The organism is Hypericibacter sp. (assembly GCF_050729195.1).
In the GTDB taxonomy this organism is placed as follows: Bacteria; Pseudomonadota; Alphaproteobacteria; order Dongiales; family Dongiaceae; genus Hypericibacter.
Map to the genome: position 1 here is coordinate 19,956 of NZ_JBOHKS010000041.1, position 19,230 is coordinate 39,185.

Sequence of the window (19,230 nt, forward strand, 5' to 3'; positions counted from 1 at the left end):
CCCATGACCCGGCCGGCATCCAGCAAGGTCAGACGAGTGTCGAGCCTCGGCGCCGGCCCTATCGGTGCAGGTTGGGCGGCACATTTTCTCGCCCGTGGCTACGACGTCACCGCCTATCTCCATTCCATGGATGAGGAGAGGGCATTCCGCAAGGTTCTCGATACGGCCTGGATCAGCCTGCGGGCCCTCGGGCTCGCTCCCGAGGCAAGTCGCGACCGCCTGAAGCTCACGGACAACCTGCGAGACGCGGTGTCCGAGGCCGAGTTCGTTCAGGAAAGCGCGCCCGAACGTCTCGAGATCAAGCAAGACCTCTACCGCGTTCTGGGTGAAATCGTCCCGGCCGATGTGGTGATCGCCTCGAGCACCTCGGGACTCACGATGACCGATATCCAAGCGAAATGCCCGACGCCCGACAGGACGGTGGTGGCCCACCCGTTCAATCCTCCTTATCTGTTGCCGCTCGTCGAGCTCGTCGGCGGCCGTCGAACGTCGGCAGAGACGGTCGAATGGGCTCGCGATTTCTATGCCTGTGCCGGCAAGGCGCCGCTGGTGATGAAAAAGGAGATTCCAGGCTTCGTCGCCACTCGCCTGCAGGAAGCGCTATGGCGCGAAGCCCTGCATATGGTGGCGAATGGCGAGGCCACGCCGGCCGACATCGACACGGCCCTCATCAATGGACCCGCACCCCGCATGGCCGTGCAGGGGCAGTGCATGGCCTTTCACGTTGCCTGCGGCGAAGGCGGCATGGCGACCAACCTGGATCAGTTCGGGCCGGCGCTGAAGCTGCCGTGGACCCGCCTTCAGGCGCCCGAACTCACCAAGGAACTGCGCGACCGCATGGTCGACGGATGCAATGCCGAGGCGGCGGGCCGCCATTTCGAGGAGATGGCGGCCGAACGGGATCGCGCCATCGTGGGCATCCTCAAGGCCGTGGCCGATGCCCGCCGGCCTCGCGATCCTTAGTGCTTGGCTTTCGCGGCGATCGAATTCTGAATGAAGGAGTACACCGTGCCGGGCCATGAGGGCGCCGGCTCGTTCTCCGGCCACGCCTGCCGATATCTGCTCGGCTTCTTTCCGAACGTCTTCATGAAGCACAGCGAGAAATAAGACATGGAATCGAAGCCGCAGGAGGCCGAGACTTCGCGGATGGCCATGTCGGTGCTCGTGAGCAGAACCCGCGCGTATTGCAGCCTGAGCAGCTTGCTGAATTGGACGATCGTGCAGCCCGTGCTGCGCCGGAACAGCCTTTCGAGCTGGCGCTGCGACACGCCGAGCTCACGGCAGAGCTGAGGAACCGACAGCGGTTCCTCGATGCGGGCTTCCAGCAATGACATGGCGGCCTTGACATCCGGATGCACCGTGTCGTCGACGCTGCCCGTGGCGTGCTTCTGCGCGTCCTCTGGCCTGCGCCGCGGATAGTGGATGATCTGATTGGCCACTTCGGCGGCGAGCTGGTCGCCATGCTGCGAAGCGACGAGCTTCAACATGAGGTCGAGGCCGGCGGTTCCGCCGGCGCAGGTCATGATCTTCTTGTCGATCGTGTAGAGCTGCTCGCGGACATCGATGTTGGGGAACGCTTCCGCGAACCCGGCCTTGCATGACCAGTGTGTCGTCGCGCGGCGCCCCGTGAGCAATCCGGCGCGCGCAAGAGCATAAACTCCGAGTTCGACGCCGATCAGCTTTGCCCCGGTCCGCTCGCGCCGGCGAAGCCAGTTGAACAAAACCGGACTGTGATAGTGATCCGTGCCCCAGCTGCCGCATACGACGACGATGTCCGGCTGCGGCCGTCCCTCTTCCTCGAGCGCGCCACAGGTCACCTGCAACCCGTTGCTTGCCGTGATCACGCCCGCCTTCGGCGACCGATAGTCCCAATTGTAGAGCTGCTGCGGCGCCAGGTAATTGGCGATCCGCATCGGCTCGATCATCGTCGTCAGCGTCAACATGTTGAAGCGCGGGATCAGGACGAACGTGACATACCCGGATGACGCAATCATATCGGTGACCTGACCCATTCGACGCTCTCGATTCATCCGGTTATCAGGAATGAAGTCTTAATCCGCAATCGTCGCAAAACAGGAAAACCTGGCGAATAATTTACAATTCGGGGCGGCCTCTTGGCAAATGATCATCCTGGGATTCGACAGGAAGTGCGAAAGGAAGCGACGCCGTGAATTTCGAGGTTACCGTCACCTGCGCCGTCACCGGGGCGGGCAACACTCTCGGCCGTCATCCGGGTGTTCCCGTGACGCCCGAGCAAATCGCGAACTCGGTGATCGATGCGGCGAAGGCCGGGGCCACCTTCGCGCATATTCATGTGCGCGATCCGGCGACCGGCAAAGGGTCTCGTGACCCGAAGCTGTTCAAGGAAGTGGTCGACCGGGTGCGATCGAGCGGAACGGACGTGGTCATCAATCTGACCGCGGGCATGGGCGGAGACTGGGTTCCCGGGGATTCCGATCCTTCGATGCCGGGTCCCGGCACCGACATGATCGGGGCACGCGAAAGGCTGGCCCATGTCGAGAGCCTTCGGCCTGAAATCTGCAGCCTCGACTGCGGGACGATGAACTTCGGCAACGGCAATGAGATCTATATTTCGACGCCGGCCTATCTGCGCGAGATGGCCGGGCTGATCAAGAGCTGGGGCGTGAAGCCCGAGCTCGAGGTGTTCGAGCTCGGGCATATCCGGTTCGCCAAGCAGATGATCGCGGAAGGGCTGATCGCGGACCCGCCGATGTTCCAGATCTGCCTGGGAATCCCGTGGGGCGCCGATCACACGGTCGACACCATGAAATGCATGAAGGACGAGCTGCCGCCCAAGGCGGTCTGGGCGGGCTTCGGCATTTCACGGATGCAGATGCCGATGGCCGCGGCAGCGGTGGCCATGGGGGGCAATGTCCGTGTCGGTCTGGAGGACAATCTCTATCTGGACCGCGGCGTGCTCGCCACCAATGCGCAGCTCGTGGAGCGGGCGATAGAGATCGTCACCCGCATGGGCGCCAGGGTGCTGACCCCCGCCGAAGCGCGAGCCAAGCTTGGCCTCAAGAAAGGATAAGCACCCGCCGCCAGGTCCCTCGAACTCTTGCCTTTTGCCCGGGGGGCGGCGCGCGCCCGGAGCGGGAGAGGCGGATTCGCGGCGGTGACGATGCAGAGAGCGACCCCGACGGCAATGGCGATCCTCGCCTGACATCTCCGCCGCAAGCAGGAATCCCCGTCAGCGCCAATTCTGGAGAACGAGTGATGCTTTCCCTTAGTCACGAGCGCCAGATGCTTCTCGATACGGTGAAGCGCTTCATGGAAGAGGAGATCTATCCTCATGAAGATCTGGTCGACCGAGACGGCGAAGTGCCGATCGAACTGGGCCGCCAGATCGAAGCGCGATCCAAGCAAGCGGGCTTGTTCGCCGCGAACTTGCCGGAGTCCATCGGCGGCGGGGGCCTGGACTACGAGGCCATGCATATCATCGAGCGGGAGTTTGGGAAGACCAGCCACGCGCTGCATTCCTGGATCGCGCGGCCCACGGAAATCCTGCTCGCCTGTGCCGGAGAGCAGGTCGAACGATATCTCCTGCCCTGTGTCACGGGCGGGAAGCGCGAGCTCTTCGCACTGACGGAACCCGAGGCGGGTTCGGACATCATGTCGATGCGAACCAACGCCCGACGTAACGGCAAGGACTGGATTCTGAACGGCAGCAAGCATTTCATCTCGGGGCCGGTGATGCCGGACTTCGCGATCGTGTTCGCGGCCACCGGCAGCGACGAGACACCGCGCGGCCAGCGCCGCAGGATCACCGCCTTTCTTGTCGATGTCGGCGAAAAAGGGTTCGATATCGCGGTCGGCAACAAGTGCGTGAGTTATCGCGGCTATCACACCTTCAGGCTCAATTTCACCGACGTCAGGCTGGGTCCCGGCCAGATTCTCGGCGAGGAAGGCTATGGGCTCGAATTGGCCGGCAAGTGGCTGGGAATGGGCCGGGTGTGGGTGGGCGCCGTCTGCTGCGGCAAGGCGGAGCGGCTGTTCCAGATGGCCGTGGAGTGGGCGGCAAACCGCAAGCAGTTCGGGCAGCCGATCGGGCGCTTTCAGGGAACCGGCTTCAAGCTGGCCGATATGGCCGTCGAGCTGAGGGCGGCGGACCTGCTGGTCGAGGACGCGGTCCGCAGAGCCAACGCCAAGACGATGACCGATGTCGATGCGTCGATGGTGAAACTGTACTGCTCGGAGATGCTGGGCCGGATCGCCGACAACACCGTGCAGATCTATGGCGGCATGGGTCTCATGGAGGAGCTGCCGGTACAGCGGCTGTGGCGCGATTCGAGGCTCGAGCGGATATGGGACGGCACGTCCGAGATCCAGCGCCATATCATCTCCCGCTCGATCCTGAGGCCGCTCGGCGCGTGAAACCCGCACAGCGCACGAATCTGCTGCGGCTTCTGAAGCCGCGGCACCTGGCGGTCATCGGCGGACGCGACGCCGAGACGGTGGTTCGCGAATGCCGGCGCATCGGGTTCGGCGGGCATCTGTGGCCCGTCAATCCCAGGCGTAGAGATATCGGGGGTTACCGCTGCTTCGCGTCCGTCGGCGATCTGCCGGCGGCGCCCGACGCGGTCTTCATGGCGATCCCGCGCGAACCCGCCATCGAGACGCTGAGTCGGCTCAACGCGATGGGGGCGGGGGGCGTCGTCTGCTACACGGCCGGATTCGGCGAGACCGGGGCGGCGGGTGCCGCTGCGGAGCAGCAGCTCGTTGCCGCCGCCGGCGATTTGGCGCTCGTCGGACCGAATTGCTACGGCCTGATCAACTATGTCGATCGCGCCGCGCTCTGGCCATTCGCTCATGGCGGGATCTGCCCCGGCTATGGCTGCGCCATCATCACGCAGAGCGGCATGCTGTCGTCGGATATCACGATGAGCCAGCGCTCGGTGCCGTTTGCCTACATGGTCTCGGCGGGCAATCAGTCGGTGCTGCATCTGGAGGATTTCGTCGATGTCCTCTGCGAGCAGCCCGAGGTCCGCGCCATCGGTCTGCATATCGAGGGCCTGAAGGACGTGGCGCGGTTCGAGCAGGCGGCCCTGAAGGCGCTCGAGCAAAACGTGCCGATCGTGGCGCTCAAGACCGGCACCTCCGCCATGGGGGCGGAACTGACGGTGAGCCATACGGGCTCCTTGTCGGGCCGGCATGAGCTCTATGACGCTCTTTTCCACCGTTTGGGGGTTGTCAGTGTCGAGAATCCGTCCCAGCTCCTGGAATCCCTGAAGTTCCTTTGCATTGCCGGCGCGCCGAAGGGAGTCCGCGTCGGAGGTTTCACCTGCTCCGGCGGCGGAGCCACCATGCTCGCGGACCATGCGGAGAAGATCGGCCTCGAGTTCCCGCAACCGAGAGCGGCGACCGCGGAGGCGCTCCGCTCGCTGTTGCCGTTCACCGCCACTGTCTCCAATCCGTTGGACTACACCACGCCGATCTGGGGCATTCCGGAAAAGACAGGCCCGGTGTTTCGTGCCTTTCTTGGCGACGGCTATGACGCAGCGCTCATCGTGCAGGACTATCCGGCGCCAGGGCTCGACGACAGCAAGCCCTATTACCTGAACGATGCCACCAGTTTCGTCGAGGCGGCGGCGGCCACCGGCACGCCCGCGGCCATATGCAGCACCTTGCCGGAAAATATCGACGCCGGGACGCGCGATTACCTGCTGTCCAAGGGTGTCGCGCCCATGCAAGGCATCCATGAGTGCCTCGATGCCATTGCGGGCGCCGCCTGGTTCTCGGCTAGAAAAGAATCGATTCTAAGGCAGCGGCCCGGCCCCTTGCGCCTGTCGCTGCTTCCTTCCGCTCCCTTGACGATGCTCGATGAAGCGGCCGCCAAGAAGGTCGTCGCAGCGGCAGGAATTCACGTGCCGCAAGGCTGCGTCACATCGGGCGATGACGCGCCGCGCGCGTCCATCGGGTTGGGGTTTCCCGTGGCGCTGAAGATGCTGCACGAAAAACTGCCGCACAAGACGGAAGCCGGCGCGGTCAGGCTGGGTCTGCGCGACTCCGACGAAGTCCTGGGCGCCGTCGCCCGGATGCGCCGCGACGTGGCCGCCTACGACCCTGCGGCGGTCAGCGACCGCTTCCTGCTGGAGAAGATGGTCGAGCCGCCGCTTGCCGAGCTCATGGTGAGCGTTCGTCACGATCCGCAGTTCGGCTTCGCAATGACATTGGCAAGCGGCGGCGTTCTGGTCGAATTGATCGCCGATGCGGTGACGATCCTGCTGCCCGCATCCCGGGCCGATCTGTCGGCGGCCTTGGGGCGTTTGCGGATTTCACGGATGATCGACGGCTATCGCGGGAAGCCCGCCGCGGATCGCGATGCCGTCATCGATGCGTTGGAGCGTCTCGCAGGCCACGTCCTCAAGCTGAGCGATAGCATCGCCGAAGTGGAGATCAACCCCCTCTTCCTGCTGCGCAACGGCGTCTCGGCGGTCGACGTTCTGATGCGGGTGGCCGGAGAGGCGCCCGCCTAGCGCATGACAAACGGGTTCGAGAGCGGCTTGTCCGACGTGTTGATCCATACCGTCTTCGGTCGCGTATAGTCATAGACGGCCTGCAATCCGCTCTCCCGGCCGTAACCCGATTCCTTGAAGCCGCCGAATTCGGCGATGGGCGAGACGACACGATAGGTATTGACCCAAACGATTCCCGCCCGGATCGCCCGCGTCACCCTGAGCGCCCGGGCGCCGTTCCTGGTGAAAATGCCCGCCGCCAGCCCATAGCGCGTGTCATTGGCGAGCCGAACCACGTCGTCCTCGCTCTTGAACCTGAGCACGCTCAGCACCGGACCAAACAGCTCGGTGTCGACGATCCGCATCTTCTGATCGGGGCATTCCACGATGGTCGGCTCGTAGTACCAGCCGCGATTGGGGCTCGCCGGCCTGTTGCCGCCGGTCAGCAGCTTGCCGCCCTGTTCCTGGGCGTGAGCCACCTCGATCGCGATACGCGAGAGCTGCTCCTTGGTCGCCAGCGGCCCCATCTGCGTCTCCTCCGCCAGAGGATCGCCGATACGAATGTTGCGCACCTGCGCCGTCATCTTGTCGAGGAACGCGTCCGCGATCTTTTCATGCAGGTAGAGCCTGGATCCCGCGACGCAGCTTTGTCCGCTGGCGCCGAAGATCCCCGAGATCGATCCGTTCACGGCGCTCTCGACGTCCGCATCCTCGAACACGATGAACGGCGATTTACCGCCGAGCTCGAGCGAGAGCTGGGCGAAGTTGCTCGCCGAGTTGTGAATCACGTTTCGCGCCGAGGCAGGCCCACCCGTGAAGCTGATGCGCTGCACGAGGGGGTGAGAGGTGAGAGCCTTGCCGCAGGGATCGCCATGACCGGTGACGATGTTCACGACCCCGGGCGGAAAGCCTGCCTCTTCGATCAGCTTGCCGAACTCGAGCATGGGCACCGAGGCATGTTCGGAGGCCTTGAGGACCACCGTGTTGCCTGCCGCGAGGGCCGGGCCGATCTTCACCGCAACCAGGAACAGCTGGGAGTTCCACGGAACGACGGCGGCAACGACGCCGAGAGGTTCGCGCATCGTGAAGGCGTGCATGTCCGGCTTGTCGATCGGCAAGGTGGCCCCTTGGATCTTGTCGGCGCAGCCCGCGTAGTAGTGGAAGAACTCCGCGATGTATTTCGCCTGCCACCGCGTTTCCTTGAGCATCTTGCCGGTGTCGATCGTCTCCGCCCGTCCGAGCTCTTCGGAGCGCTCTGCCAGCAGGTCCGCAAGCCTGCGCAGATACTTGCCTCGTGCCGTGGGCAGGGCATTTGCCCATTCGCCTTCGGTAAAGGCACGATGCGCCGCCAACACCGCACGATTCACATCGAGCGCCGTCGCCTCCGGGATCAGAGCCCAGGGCTCGGCCGTGGCGGGATTGATGCTTTCGAAGGTCCGGCCGTCCTCGGCATCGACCCAATGACCATCGATGAGCATTTGGCAACGTTTGAGCTCCGTCATCGGCGGCCCTTTCTTCAAGATCGGGAGAGACTTAGCCTAGGCGCGGGCCGGGGCGGCGGCATGGAAAAATTCGCCACCGGCTGGCGAAAAGCATGCAACGCCCCGAGCCGGGGCTCGGTTAGTTTTTGAAGCGATCAGGAATCGAGGAAGTGAGATGGAGCGCAAGCAGGTCATCGGGGCCCCGCTCGTTATCGGCGGCAGGCAACTTACCTTGTCGCGTGCGGTCCGCGCCGGCGGCTATGTATTTCTGACCGGCCAGATTCCGTTCAGCCATGGCCAGCCGATGACGACAGGCACAATCGAGGAGCAGACCCGGGCGGTCCTCGAAGCGATCAAGGAAACGCTGTCGGAAGCGGGCTGTGACATGTCGGACGTGGTCAAATCCATGGTGTGGCTCAGGGACCGCGCGGATTTTCCCGGCTTTAACGCCGTCTACGGGGAGTATTTCCCGGAAGAGCCGCCGGCCCGGTCGGCGGTGCTCAGCGATCTTCTGGTGGATGTACGCGTGGAGGTGGAAGTCGTGGCCTACAGGCCGGTAACGAAGGAACCCCGGTGAGCAGGCAAGCGCGAGGCTCACAGTGGGCTTTTCCGAGTACCGCAGGAAGCGTGATGTGAAACGGATCGCCGACGACGGAACAGAGTACGAGACCTGGGGGGTGGACGGACCTGCAGTCATCCTGGTTCACGGGCTCGGCCTGAGCCGATCCATGTGGCAATGGCAGACCGGAGCGCTCGCCCAGCGTTATCGCGTGATCGCCTACGATCTGTATGGCCATGGCGGGAGCCCGCCGCCGCGGGCCAAGCCCTCGCTGTCGCTGCTGTCGGATCAGCTGTTCCGGCTCATGGATCACCTGCGGATCGAGAAGGCCGCCATAGCCGGCTTCTCGCTCGGCGGAATGATCGCCCGACGGTTCGCCATGGACCGGCCCGAGCGCCTATGGGCGCTGGCGATTCTGCACTCCGCGCATCGGCGAGATCCCCAAGCTCATCGAGCCATCCAGTCACGCGTCGATCAGGCTCGCCGGGACGGTCCGCAGGCGACCGTGGAGGCCGCCCTGACGCGGTGGTTCACGGACGCATTCAGGGCCAGCCATCCGGCGATCATGGATCAGATCCGAAAATCGATTCTGGCGAACGACAGAGCCATCTATCCCGATTTCTACCAGCTCCTGGTCGATGGAATCGCCGAACTCATCGCCCCCTCGCCGCCGATCGCCTGCCCAGCGCTGGTGATCACTGGGGACGAGGATCACGGCAACTCGCCCGAGATGACGAGAGCCATTGCCGCGGAAATTCCGGGTGCCAGCGCGGTCATCCTGCCGGGACTCCGGCATCTGGCAATGATCGAAGCCAGCGAACTCTATAACGCGAGCCTGATGTCGTTCCTTCGACGAGTCGAGTGACGTCATCGAGCCCGCAGCGGCTGTCCAGTTGATGCGGCATTGCCCGCCAATCTCAGCGAGGAAATCATGGAACTCAGGATTCGGAAGATCGTGACCTTCGCGGAACAGGTCATGTTCGAAGGGGAGAAGGAGGCCGATCCTATTCTACGCGTGTTCGGCGTGGCCGCCGTCGTCAGGAATCCCTGGGCGGGGCGAGGCTATGTCGAGGACCTCAAGCCCGAAATCAAGGCATTCGCTCCCAAGCTGGGAAAGCTCCTGACCGATCAGATCGTGGCACTTGCCGGAGGCGCGGATCAAATCGAAGCCTATGGGAAGGCGGCAATGTCGGGGCTCGATTGCGAGATCGAGCATGCCTCGGCTCTCATCCATACGCTGCGCTTCGGCAACTATTATCGCGAAGCCCTGAAGGCAAAGAGCTATCTGGGTTTCACCAATACACGCGGCCCGGCCAATACGCAGATCAACATTCCACTGATGGACAGGCACGATACGGGGCGGCGATCCCACTATCTCACCGTTCAGTTCTCCATCTACGATGCCCCGGCGGATGACGAACTGATTGCGGCGTTCGGCGGTGCGAGCGGCGGCAGGCCGCATCACCGGATTGGCGATCGCTATCAGGACCTCAAGGACATTGGAGCCGACATCGACAATCCCGCCGGTCTGTGAGGCGGAGACCGGGAACGGCCCGTCAGCCGGATGACGCGCTCATGGATCTGACGTAGCGGGATGCAGCCCATTGGATGACGGCAGGGCCATTCCGGCCGTTGAGAGGTGGCCTTCCTTCAAGCAGGGAGAGGACCCGGTCGAGCATTCGCTTGAACATGGCCTTGCTCATGGCACCGGCAGGGCGGCGCTGTCGTCTTCGGACTTCATCTCGCCGATCGCCTCGAGCGCGCGAATGATCGGCGCATAGTAGGCGGGATCGTAGCCGCTCCTGTTGTCGAGCACGCTGAGGAACACGCCGACGATGCCGGTCGTCAGATCGACCAGCATATACTGGCCGCCATAGCCGCCATGGCCGAGCCAGCGACCATTGGTATTGACGTGATTGCTGTAGCGCAGAGGCTTTCGCGCCTCCGGCATGGGCAGCCCGCCTTTGAGAGAGCGTTCGATGAAGCTCGCGCTACCGACCTGTCGACCGTCGGCCCCCAATCCGCGGCGTGCGAATATCGCGCCATACCTCGCGAGATCGCGAGCCGTCAGGCAGGCGCCGCTGTTCATCACCGGAACGCCGAGACGGTCCGTGGCGATGTGGAGTTGCCCTTCGAATCCGGCGGCATCGGCAAGCTCGGCGAGAATTGCCCGGAGCGGCCGGTCCGTGACGCGTTCAGCGATCCATGCCAGTACGTCGGTGTTCGCCGACTTGTAAAGCATGTGGCCGGTATGGTTGGCGACGCCGCTTCCGCCGATGCTTCCAATGAAGGAGCGCATGGTCTGCTCCCGATCGAACTCGAGGGGCAGGCGAAATCCCTCGGCCTCCTCGTGAAAGTAGGCCATGGTGTAGGGATCGTCATAGTCTTCGGAATACTCGTTGGCGACGTCCATATCGAGAACCTGCTGGATCGACGCCCCGGCATAGCCGCTGCCGATCTCCGGCAGATAGGTCGAGACCTTCTCTTCGAGGCTGACCGCTCCATCGTCGATGAGTCGCCCTATGATCAGATTCATCATCGTCTTGGAGACGGATTGAATGCTATGCGGCTGGGCCGGGCCAAAGTCGGATGCATAGCGCTCGAACAGCAGATGATGGCCCCGAAGGACCAGCATCGCGGAGAAGAATGGCAGCTCCACCAGCCGCTGCAGGTCGGGCATGGTGGCGATACGGAGGTCGGCACGGAGTTCCAGCGGCATGACCTGGGCGGCCCGGAAGGTCAACCCATAGCGCCACAGGCGATGCAGATTGAAGAATCCATGGCGGCGATGCGCAGGTTCGTTCCATCGCGGCTTGTTGTCGTCGCCGACGACCAGGTCCGGATTCGGAAAGGTGGGGGTATTCACCATCTTCGTTTCCACGAGTTCTTCGTTCCATGGCGATCCTGTCGATCGCCGTTGCCGCATGCCAAAAGACCGCTGTGTCGCCACGGTTCCGAGCAAGTCTCATGCGGTCCGGTGTCGCCGATTTGCAGTTTTCCGACGTGGGCGCCGCGTTTTCGCCACGGAGGAGGCGGCCGGGGAGGAAGGCGCCATGCATGTGTCCGAAACACAGGACCGAAGTCCCCGGCGGTGTTGGCGAAATTCTCTGAATTAGGCCGAAAAAATTAAAATGACACCCGAACCTCGGCCCGATCATGCCCCGCAGCTTCGAGGCCTGCCGGGAGCGTGTCCCGCATAAGCGGGTAGGTCAGCGGTCGAGAAGCCGAAAGAAGAAAGGGCATCGGCGAAAAGGATCGATGCCGGGCAAAACAGGAGCAGGCTATGGGAGCAAGCGTATCTGGGGCGATTTCGCGGCGCGACGTCCTGAAAACGGCAGCGGCTGCAGGCTTGGCTTATGCGTCGATGCAGTTCGTGAGTCGCCCGGCGAGAGCTGCCGCCGAAGTTCTCGAGCTCACCTGGCCGGGCTACGATGCGCCGGAACTCTACAAATCATATGTCGCGAAACACGGGGGCATGCCGGAGTTCGCCTATATCGGCAGCGAAGAAGAGTCGCTGCAGAAGATGAAGAGCGGCTGGGTCCCGGACCTGATGCATCCCGGCAACTACAATGTCCAGCGCTGGCATGATGCCGATATCCTGCAGCCCATCGACCCGTCGCGAGTGACGACCTGGCCGGACATGTTCGAACCGATCCGCAAGGAACCTTCGATCTATGTCGATAACAAGCTCTACATGGTGCCAAGCGAGTTCGGCAACAGTTCGGTGATTTTCCGGACAGATCTCGTGGATCCGGAGTATCAGTCCAAGCCGTCCTGGAAGCTTCTCTACGACGAGCGCTACGCGGGAAAGCTCGCGATGTACAACTCCGCGGAGAACATCGTCGAATGCGCCGCCCTCGTGCTGGGAATGAAGAACATCTTCTCGCTGTCCGACGACCAGCTCAAACAGGTGGATCAACTGGCGAGAAAGCAGCGCAAGCTGATGCGGTTCTACTGGGACGATGCCACCCAGCTCGAGCAGGCGCTGGCGTCGGGAGAGGTTGTCGCCGCATACGGGTGGAACCAGTCGCTGGTCAACCTGAAGAAGCAGGGCCTTGCGGTCTCCATGATGGTTCCGTCGGAAGGCATACTCACCTGGATCGCCGGCTTTGTGATGAACAAGAAGGCGAAGAACGTCGATGCCTGCTATGACCTGATCAATTCCTGGACATCGCCCGAATCCGGCGCCCATGTGATCGACAATCTCGGTTACGGGTCCACGAACAGCAAAGCCTATCCGCTCGTATCGGATGCGCGCCGAGCCGAGTTGGGTTTCACGGACCCGGAGGGCATGCTGAAGGGCTCGATCATCGTCGAAACGATCGCGCCCGAGACCAAGAAGAAATACGAGGATCTGGTCCTGAAAGTTCAGTCCGGCGGCTGATCGGGACTGCGGACAAGCAAGAAAGAGTTTCGTGAGGGCTCCGGGCCCGGCATCGACATGCCGGGCCCTTTGCTTGAGGGCCCCGGCTCGCGCGCATTACTGCGGTCCGGCTTCCGGCTGGGGCTGCTCCGGCGTTCGGGGTACCAAGCCAACCCCTTAAATCGACAGGACAATTCAACACAATTGCGGTCGGCGGCGCTTGCCGCTATGAAGGCGCGCCGCCTCGCTCAGCCAAGCCTTCCGGCGCCGGCCTCCTTGGCCCAGCGCCGGCATTTCGGCCAGCGAGTTTTGGAGTCCGGGAACGTGCTTCCCGGATCCGCCCTGCTGGGGCGTGGCCAAGCGGTAAGGCAACGGGTTTTGATCCCGTGATCCCAGGTTCGAATCCTGGCGCCCCAGCCACTTCTTTTTGTTTTTGCGATGACGCGCCTGATTTCGGTTCTTTCTGCCATGCTTGAACTGATCGATGCTGGTCTGCGCGACGCGGCATGAGCGCGGTCATTCTGCGTTGTGACGAACACATGTACGGAGCAAGATTCGATGAACCACGGCAAGGGCAAAATCCATGTGTGACACGTTCGCTGTGCAGGGTCGGTTTATGGTGTCCGGCCACACCACCCTGGCCAAGAACTCCGACCGCGAGCCCAACGAGGCGCAGTATCTGACGAGGGTCGAGGCGGCAGACCATCGGCCCGGCAGCAGGGTCCGCTGTACCTATATCGAGATACCGCAGGTCGCTCGCACCTACGCCGTCCTCGGTTCGCGCCCCTGGTGGATGTGGGGCTTCGAGCATGGCGTCAACGAATGCGGTCTGGCGATCGGCAACGAGGCCATCTGGTCGAGGTTGCCGGGCTCGACCGAACCAGGGCTGCTGGGAATGGATCTCCTGCGCCTCACGCTCGAGCGGGCCGCGACGGCGGAGGAGGGGCTGGCCGTCCTGGTGGGCCTTCTGGAGCAGTACGGCCAGTCGGGACGGACATCCGCGACGCAGGACCAGACCTACCATAACGGCTTCATCCTCGCGGATACTGACGGGGGATGGATCCTGCAGACCGCGGGCCGCCATTGGGTCGCGAAGAAGCTCGACGGTTGGGCATCGATCTCGAACGTCTATTCGATCGGCTCGGACTATGACCGGATCTCCGAGGGCGCGATCGAATATGCGATCCAGTCGGGCTGGTTCGACCCTGCCGCCGGCGCGCCCTTCGACTTTGCCGCCGCTTATGCCGACACGGAGGTGCCGTTCCTGCCGGGTTGTGCGGCGCGTCTCGATTTTTCGCAGGCCAAGCTCGAGGCGCTGGAAAAGGAGGGCAAGATTTCGCTCGAGGACCTCTTTTCCCTGCTTCGAGGGCATGGCGCGCACGGCGCCGATGCCGGCTGGCGCCCCGACAGCGATGGAGAGAGTCTGATCTGCATGCATGCGTCTTCGCCCGAAGGGTCGGAGACCGTGGCCAGCGTGGCGGTCGAGCTGCCGGGCCAGGACCGCCCCTCATTGTTCTGGGCTTCGCTCGCCTCGCCCTGCCTGTCGAGCTTCGTGCCGATCTGGCTCGATGCCGGGCCGCCGCAAGGCTGGGCCCAGCCTGGCGCCGGCAACGCCGATGGCTGGTGGGATCTGGAATCGATGCAGCGGCTGATCGAGCGGGATTACGGCCGTCTGTCCGGGGCGCCGCGGGCAATATGGGCCGAACTCGAGGCGGAGACCCTTGCCGCCGCCCGCAGCCTCCCCGGCGATGCCAGCCGATCCGCCCGCTCCGCGCTGACGAGTCTGGCCGCCCGGCGACAGGAAGCGGCCTGCCGGATCATCTCGGACATGACGCAGGCCTGCATGGCCGACGTCATCGAGCCGCGCGATGCCGATCCGCGTGGCCGTTATCTTCAGCATGTGGATGCCGCGCGGGTGCCCACTTTTCAAGGGGGCGGATCTCTTCTGGCACAAGTCCGGCCGTCATCGATCCTGGAGCCCCAGGACGCCTCTGGGTGAATGTAGCAACGGCAATCCACGATCCGTGGCGCCCCCGTCGCCTGTCGACGAGCGATCCGCATTCGAATCAACGGTGGTCTGCACGCTGAAGGTTTCCTCATCGGACTCGATGAGGAACTCGACAGGATCGCGCTCGAGCGGCGGCTTCAACCTTGTGAGACGCGCCACTGTCTGTCAAATATCCACGCTTCCAGGAGATTGCCTCGATCTGCGTCAGAGGGTGATATGAACAGGGTCCTTCCCAGAATCCAAATCAGCGCCGAGGAGTTCGCCGAGCGCCGGCGGAGAGCCACCGTCCAGGCAAGAGAGGAGGGCTTCGTTGGCCTTCTTGTTTGCGGCCGCGGCGGCGGCGCCGTCGACCGTTACGGCGATATCGCCTATCTGACCGACCATTACACCTCCTTTCCCTACATACCGGATGTCGAGGGCAAGTGGACGGGGCGCGCCCATTCCTTCCTGATCCTGCCGGTCCGTGCCGATCCTTGTCTCGTGATCGATATCCCTTATCGCGACAAGATCGTCATGCCGGCCGATCAGATCCTGGTGACGGATCTCGTCATCGAAACCACGATCGCGGCCCTGAAGGAGCGCGGCCTCGCTGCCGGCCGGATCGGGTTGGTCGGTAACGACACCATTGCCCTCAACATGTACCGCAAGCTTGCGGCCGCCCTGCCTGGCGTGGAGTGGGGCGAGGCCGATCACATCCTGGCAGGCTTGCGCGCGATCAAGTCGCCGGGGGAGATCGAGCGGCTGCGGGCCGCGTCGCGCCTCGGCTCCCGCATGATCGAGGCGATGATGAAGGCCGCGGTGCCTGGCGCCACTCACGGCGAGGTGCTGAAGGCCGGCATGGATATCCTGATCCCCGCCGGCGGCATGCTCTACAACTCCTTCATGGCCTCGGGCACCGGGGGCCAGAACGGACGAGCCGTCAGGGCGAACTTTCCGACCTGGTCGTCGGAGGAGCCCCTGTCCGAGGGGCAGTGGTTCCGCGCCGGCATATCCGGGGTGTTGCAGGGCTATTATTTCGATCTTTCGCGATCCTGCCCCATCGGCCGGACCCAGCCGGAACAGGTCGAAGCCTTCGAAGCGGCGATTGCCGTGGTCGAGGCCGGCATCGCCGCGATAAGGCCGGGGGTCACCGCCGGCGACGTCGCCGAAGCCGGGATACGCAAGCAGCAAGAGCTTGGTTATCCGCTGACCGGCGTGTTCACCGGCCTCGGTCATGGTGTTGGGCTTGGTTGGGATTCGCCCTGGCTCAATCCGGGCGAGCCGACGAAGCTGGTCCCCGGCATGGTGCTCTGCCTGGAGAAGACGCTCTCGCGCGACGGTTATCTGGGGGATTTCGAGGAAACCGTGCTGGTGACGGAGCAGGGCGTCGAGCGGATCACGGACGCGCCGATTCGCCGATGGTAGCCGATACCGTCGGGTCGTCGGTGCCGCACACGACGCCAAACACGCCGTGACCTGAGAAGGCGGCAGGCCGTCATCGAGCGGAGCATGTGAGGGAGCGAGACCGGCCGTGGAAAGGCCGTGTCCTGACATCGTTCCCATAGCCGCGACGATGTGAATCCCTTCGTCTTCGCACGCGCTGTCGAAGATCTGCCGGACTTTCGGACCGGCACCCGTTTTCGCTTCAGCGAAGCTTTCCCGCCGAAATCCGCGATTCGCACCAAGGGGCGCAATCCCCGACAAGAGAACCCTGTCCGTTTCGTTCAGAAAAGGAGCCGCCACAGAAGCCCTCTTCCACGGCATGCGCTGAAGGAATTCCCGCGATGATTCGCAAGGCTCTCAGGATCTGTCTCGCACGGGCATTTGCCGCGTGCCTGATTCTCGGCGCAACCGCCGCTCCGTCGCTCGCCGCCCCCGTGAAATGCATCGTGCTGGTTCACGGCGCCTGGGTGGATGGTTCGGGTTGGAGGCCGGTCTACGACATTCTCACCCGCGACGGCTACGACGTGGCCATGGCGCAGGAGCCGCTGACATCGTTCCAGGATGATGTCGCCGCGGTCAACCGCGTGCTGGACCTCCAGACCGGACCCTGCATCCTCGTCGGTCACAGCTATGGCGGATCGGTCATCACCGAGGCCGGCGTCCACCCGAAGGTCGTCGGTCTCGTTTATGTGGCCGCTCACGCTCCCGATGTCGGAGAGAGCGAAGGCGCCCTCGGCAAGACCATGCCCAGCATCACGGCGAAGCAGGAGGGCGCGATCAAGAAAACCGACGACGGTTTCACCTACCTCAATCCCGCCGACTTCCCCAAGGACTTCGCCGCCGATCTGCCGCGCGAGCAGGCCGAGTTCGAGGCGAGGTCCCAGATCCTCACGGCGGCGCAGGTCTTCACCGCGCCGATGACCGTGGCCGCCTGGAAGACGAAGCCGAGCTGGGCGATCGTGGCTGGCGCCGACAGGATCATCAATCCCGATCTCGAGAGGAGGTACTACAAGCGCGCCGGCAGCCACACGATCGAAATCGCGGGCGCCAGCCATTCCGTCTATGAATCGCGCCCGAAGGAAGTCGCTTCCGTCATCGAGGACGCCGCCCAGCACGCGCAGGAATGAGATTACCGGCTGTCGAACCCAGTTTGTGACGACCACCTTCAGATACCGGCTCGGCAGAAGACGCAAGAGCCGCATCGGCCCGACGCAGGAACTTTTGCCCTGAACATGGGTTTCCCAGGGTGACGGCATCCGCGAGGATGCAAATGCGAAGGGAATTGCCATGATCCGCAAACTGAAGTCGGGCGAGTACCGGCTCTATTCGAGGAAGAAGAATCCCGCGACCGGCAAGCGGCGAAATCTCGGCACCTTCAAGACCCGTGCCGCGGCCGAGAAGCACGAGCGTGCGGTGCAATATTTCAAGCGCGGCGGCCATTGAGGCGCCCCGCTGCCGGTCGCTGAAGTTGCGGAATCCGTAGGCGCAGGCTCATTCTGAACGATCGCGACTCGTCTGCCCGGTCAGCGTTTCTCCGCGGCGACAGCTCGAGTTATCCACCGGCGATCCATGCCGGGCGCATATACCGAATATAGTAAAATTGTATTACCCGGGGTGTCCCGCTTGGCTGATAGTCCAGCCAAGGGCCTAAACGGGCTCATGTTCGCAGCGCAGAACTGCGACCTCACCGGGAGGGGAATTTGACACAGCCATACAAGAGCATTTTGCGCGCTGCAGCATTTGCCGCCGCGCTCGTCGTCGGCACTCAGGCCATGGCCGCCGGCGTCGACGAACTGCCGCAGAACATCCGGGACGAACTCTATAACCCCCAGATGATCGACCCGATGCAGCCGATCGGCGAGAGCGCCTATCGCGACTGGAAGCCGAAGAATCCGCCACCCTGGAAGATCGGCTATGCCAGCTCCTACGCCGGCAACACCTGGCGCGCGGCCGTGATGAAGCGCCTCCAGGAGGAAATCATCCCGAAATGGAAGCAGCTCGGGCTGATCTCGGACGTCATCATCACCCAGTCCAACCTGAACGATTCGGTCCAGATCCAGCAGATGCGCCAACTGGTCGACCAGGGCGTGGACGCGATCATCGTCTGCTGCTCGAACCCCACGGCGCTCAACCAGACCGTCCAATATGCCTATGAGCGCGGCATTCCGGTCTTCTCGACGACCGGCTATCTGACCTCGCCCTACGCGGTCAACTCGTCGGCCAACTTCGTCGTCGGCGGCTACATGCTGGGCGAGTGGATGGCCAAGGAGATCGGCGGCAAGGGCAATGTGCTGAATGTGGAAGGCATTCCGGGCGCCTCGGCTTCGGATTCCCAGAACCTCGGCATTCTCAACGCCTTTAAGAAGTATCCGGACATCAAGGTCGTCGGCTCGGTCGCGGGCATGTGGACCGACCAAGTCGCACAGTCCGAGATCCAGCGCTGGCTCGCCACCAACCCCGGCCAGCTCGACGGCGTCACCATCCAGTCCGCTTCCGAGCTCGGCGCTCTGCGCGCGCTGAAGCAGAGCGGCCGGAAAATGCCGCCGATCACCATCGGCGGCGAGCTGGGGGCCCTCTGCTATTGGCGGAAGAATCCCGACTACATCTCCTCCTCGGTCCAGGCTTGGCCCCCGGGCGACGACTTCGAGATGTCCTGGAACATCATGATGCGCACGCTCGAAGGGCAGGGGCCGAAGGTCCAGTCGATCCTCACCCGGCCGCAGACCTTGACTGCCGATGAGTTGGCCAAGGTCCTCGACCAGAACTGCGATGAGGAATCCGGCGCCTGGTACAATGTCGGCATCGAGAAATGGGCGGGAAAAAACTATCTCGACCAGTTCTTCCTGCATCCGGCCGATCCCGAAGCCTTCAAGCCGTAATCACCTGACTTGACGATCGCGTCGCCGCCCCGTCCTCTGACG

The 19,230-nt window shown here is 63.4% G+C and carries 16 protein-coding genes and 1 tRNA gene; 14 read left to right on the forward strand and 3 right to left on the reverse strand.

All coding sequences use genetic code 11. The features are described 5' to 3' along the window. The first annotated feature begins 3 nt into the window (after positions 1–3). Positions 4–963 (forward strand): 3-hydroxyacyl-CoA dehydrogenase NAD-binding domain-containing protein, encoded by a 960-nt coding sequence (locus ACREE8_RS03100; RefSeq protein ID WP_431571515.1) that lies wholly within the window; start codon positions 4–6, stop codon positions 961–963. Here the strand turns inward: ACREE8_RS03100 and ACREE8_RS03105 are convergent. Then, complete coding sequence (locus tag ACREE8_RS03105) at positions 960–2,012, reverse strand: GlxA family transcriptional regulator (protein WP_431571516.1); 1,053 nt, start codon at positions 2,010–2,012, stop codon at positions 960–962. The genes ACREE8_RS03100 and ACREE8_RS03105 overlap by 4 nt on opposite strands. Positions 2,013–2,167: 155 nt before the next feature. Between ACREE8_RS03105 and ACREE8_RS03110 the strand changes: the two genes are divergently transcribed. From ACREE8_RS03110 to ACREE8_RS03120, 3 genes are all read left to right on the forward strand, one after another. Then, positions 2,168–3,052, forward strand: a complete 885-nt coding sequence (locus ACREE8_RS03110) for a 3-keto-5-aminohexanoate cleavage protein (protein ID WP_431571517.1) — start codon at positions 2,168–2,170, stop codon at positions 3,050–3,052. 212 nt (positions 3,053–3,264) lie between these two features. Next, the gene (locus tag ACREE8_RS03115) at positions 3,265–4,395 is read left to right on the forward strand and encodes an acyl-CoA dehydrogenase family protein (RefSeq protein WP_431571518.1); all 1,131 of its coding nucleotides are present in this window, start codon (positions 3,265–3,267) and stop codon (positions 4,393–4,395) included. Continuing rightward, entirely contained in the window at positions 4,392–6,497 is a 2,106-nt protein-coding gene (locus ACREE8_RS03120) for an acetate--CoA ligase family protein (protein ID WP_431571519.1), read from the forward strand. The genes ACREE8_RS03115 and ACREE8_RS03120 overlap by 4 nt, the downstream gene beginning before the upstream one ends. Here ACREE8_RS03120 and ACREE8_RS03125 read toward each other — a convergent pair. Then, entirely contained in the window at positions 6,494–7,978 is a 1,485-nt protein-coding gene (locus ACREE8_RS03125; protein ID WP_431571520.1) for an aldehyde dehydrogenase, read from the reverse strand. The two genes, ACREE8_RS03120 and ACREE8_RS03125, sit on opposite strands and share 4 nt — an antisense overlap. Before the next feature lie 154 nt (positions 7,979–8,132). Here ACREE8_RS03125 and ACREE8_RS03130 point away from each other — a divergent pair, with 154 nt between their 5' ends. The 3 genes from ACREE8_RS03130 (at position 8,133) to ACREE8_RS03140 (ending at position 10,050) form a co-directional block, all read left to right on the forward strand. Continuing rightward, the gene (locus ACREE8_RS03130) at positions 8,133–8,534 is read left to right on the forward strand and encodes a RidA family protein (RefSeq protein ID WP_431571521.1); all 402 of its coding nucleotides are present in this window, start codon (positions 8,133–8,135) and stop codon (positions 8,532–8,534) included. Positions 8,535–8,589: 55 nt separating this feature from the next. After that, a complete protein-coding gene (locus tag ACREE8_RS03135) occupies positions 8,590–9,381 on the forward strand; it encodes an alpha/beta fold hydrolase (protein ID WP_431571522.1) in 792 nt (263 codons plus the stop codon). Between the two features lie 66 nt (positions 9,382–9,447). Continuing rightward, positions 9,448–10,050 carry an amino acid synthesis family protein gene (locus tag ACREE8_RS03140; RefSeq protein WP_431571523.1) on the forward strand — a complete coding sequence of 201 codons (603 nt, stop codon included), beginning with the start codon at positions 9,448–9,450 and terminating at the stop codon, positions 10,048–10,050. Positions 10,051–10,215: 165 nt separating this feature from the next. On the opposite strand, the gene ACREE8_RS03145 is transcribed toward ACREE8_RS03140, so the two are convergent. Further along, positions 10,216–11,385 carry a serine hydrolase domain-containing protein gene (locus tag ACREE8_RS03145; protein WP_431571524.1) on the reverse strand — a complete coding sequence of 390 codons (1,170 nt, stop codon included), beginning with the start codon at positions 11,383–11,385 and terminating at the stop codon, positions 10,216–10,218. Between the two features lie 414 nt (positions 11,386–11,799). On the opposite strand from ACREE8_RS03145, the gene ACREE8_RS03150 reads away from it, so the two are divergent. The 7 genes from ACREE8_RS03150 to ACREE8_RS03180 all read left to right on the forward strand — a co-directional run bounded on the left by ACREE8_RS03150 (position 11,800) and on the right by ACREE8_RS03180 (position 19,188). Further along, on the forward strand, positions 11,800–12,900 hold the full coding sequence (locus ACREE8_RS03150) for an extracellular solute-binding protein (RefSeq protein WP_431571525.1): 1,101 nt from the start codon (positions 11,800–11,802) through the stop codon (positions 12,898–12,900). Between the two features lie 325 nt (positions 12,901–13,225). Then, a tRNA-Gln gene (locus ACREE8_RS03155) sits at positions 13,226–13,299 on the forward strand. Positions 13,300–13,495: 196 nt separating this feature from the next. Further along, positions 13,496–14,878 (forward strand): C69 family dipeptidase, encoded by a 1,383-nt coding sequence (locus ACREE8_RS03160; RefSeq protein WP_431571526.1) that lies wholly within the window; start codon positions 13,496–13,498, stop codon positions 14,876–14,878. Positions 14,879–15,103: 225 nt separating this feature from the next. Continuing rightward, on the forward strand, positions 15,104–16,291 hold the full coding sequence (locus tag ACREE8_RS03165) for a M24 family metallopeptidase (RefSeq protein WP_431571527.1): 1,188 nt from the start codon (positions 15,104–15,106) through the stop codon (positions 16,289–16,291). A 359-nt stretch (positions 16,292–16,650) separates the two neighbouring features. Next, complete coding sequence (locus ACREE8_RS03170; RefSeq protein WP_431571528.1) at positions 16,651–17,436, forward strand: alpha/beta fold hydrolase; 786 nt, start codon at positions 16,651–16,653, stop codon at positions 17,434–17,436. Between the two features lie 160 nt (positions 17,437–17,596). Further along, positions 17,597–17,752 carry a hypothetical protein gene (locus ACREE8_RS03175; RefSeq protein WP_431571529.1) on the forward strand — a complete coding sequence of 52 codons (156 nt, stop codon included), beginning with the start codon at positions 17,597–17,599 and terminating at the stop codon, positions 17,750–17,752. Between the two features lie 257 nt (positions 17,753–18,009). Further along, positions 18,010–19,188, forward strand: coding sequence for an ABC transporter substrate-binding protein (locus tag ACREE8_RS03180; protein WP_431571530.1), 1,179 nt, complete (start codon positions 18,010–18,012; stop codon positions 19,186–19,188). The last annotated feature ends 42 nt before the right edge of the window (positions 19,189–19,230 follow it).

Bases quoted from the DNA above. Each gene is read 5' to 3' on its own strand.
- ACREE8_RS03100 (WP_431571515.1), top strand. From the start codon at position 4: ATGACCCGGCCGGCATCCAGCAAGGTCAGACGAGTGTCGAGCCTCGGC.
- ACREE8_RS03145 (WP_431571524.1), bottom strand. From the start codon at position 11,385: ATGGTGAATACCCCCACCTTTCCGAATCCGGACCTGGTCGTCGGCGAC.
- ACREE8_RS03150 (WP_431571525.1), top strand. From the start codon at position 11,800: ATGGGAGCAAGCGTATCTGGGGCGATTTCGCGGCGCGACGTCCTGAAA.
- ACREE8_RS03160 (WP_431571526.1), top strand. From the start codon at position 13,496: ATGGTGTCCGGCCACACCACCCTGGCCAAGAACTCCGACCGCGAGCCC.
- ACREE8_RS03170 (WP_431571528.1), top strand. From the start codon at position 16,651: ATGATTCGCAAGGCTCTCAGGATCTGTCTCGCACGGGCATTTGCCGCG.
- ACREE8_RS03115 (WP_431571518.1), top strand. From the start codon at position 3,265: ATGCTTCTCGATACGGTGAAGCGCTTCATGGAAGAGGAGATCTATCCT.
- ACREE8_RS03175 (WP_431571529.1), top strand. From the start codon at position 17,597: ATGATCCGCAAACTGAAGTCGGGCGAGTACCGGCTCTATTCGAGGAAG.
- ACREE8_RS03125 (WP_431571520.1), bottom strand. From the start codon at position 7,978: ATGACGGAGCTCAAACGTTGCCAAATGCTCATCGATGGTCATTGGGTC.
- ACREE8_RS03130 (WP_431571521.1), top strand. From the start codon at position 8,133: ATGGAGCGCAAGCAGGTCATCGGGGCCCCGCTCGTTATCGGCGGCAGG.
- ACREE8_RS03140 (WP_431571523.1), top strand. From the start codon at position 9,448: ATGGAACTCAGGATTCGGAAGATCGTGACCTTCGCGGAACAGGTCATG.
- ACREE8_RS03165 (WP_431571527.1), top strand. From the start codon at position 15,104: ATGAACAGGGTCCTTCCCAGAATCCAAATCAGCGCCGAGGAGTTCGCC.
- ACREE8_RS03105 (WP_431571516.1), bottom strand. From the start codon at position 2,012: ATGGGTCAGGTCACCGATATGATTGCGTCATCCGGGTATGTCACGTTC.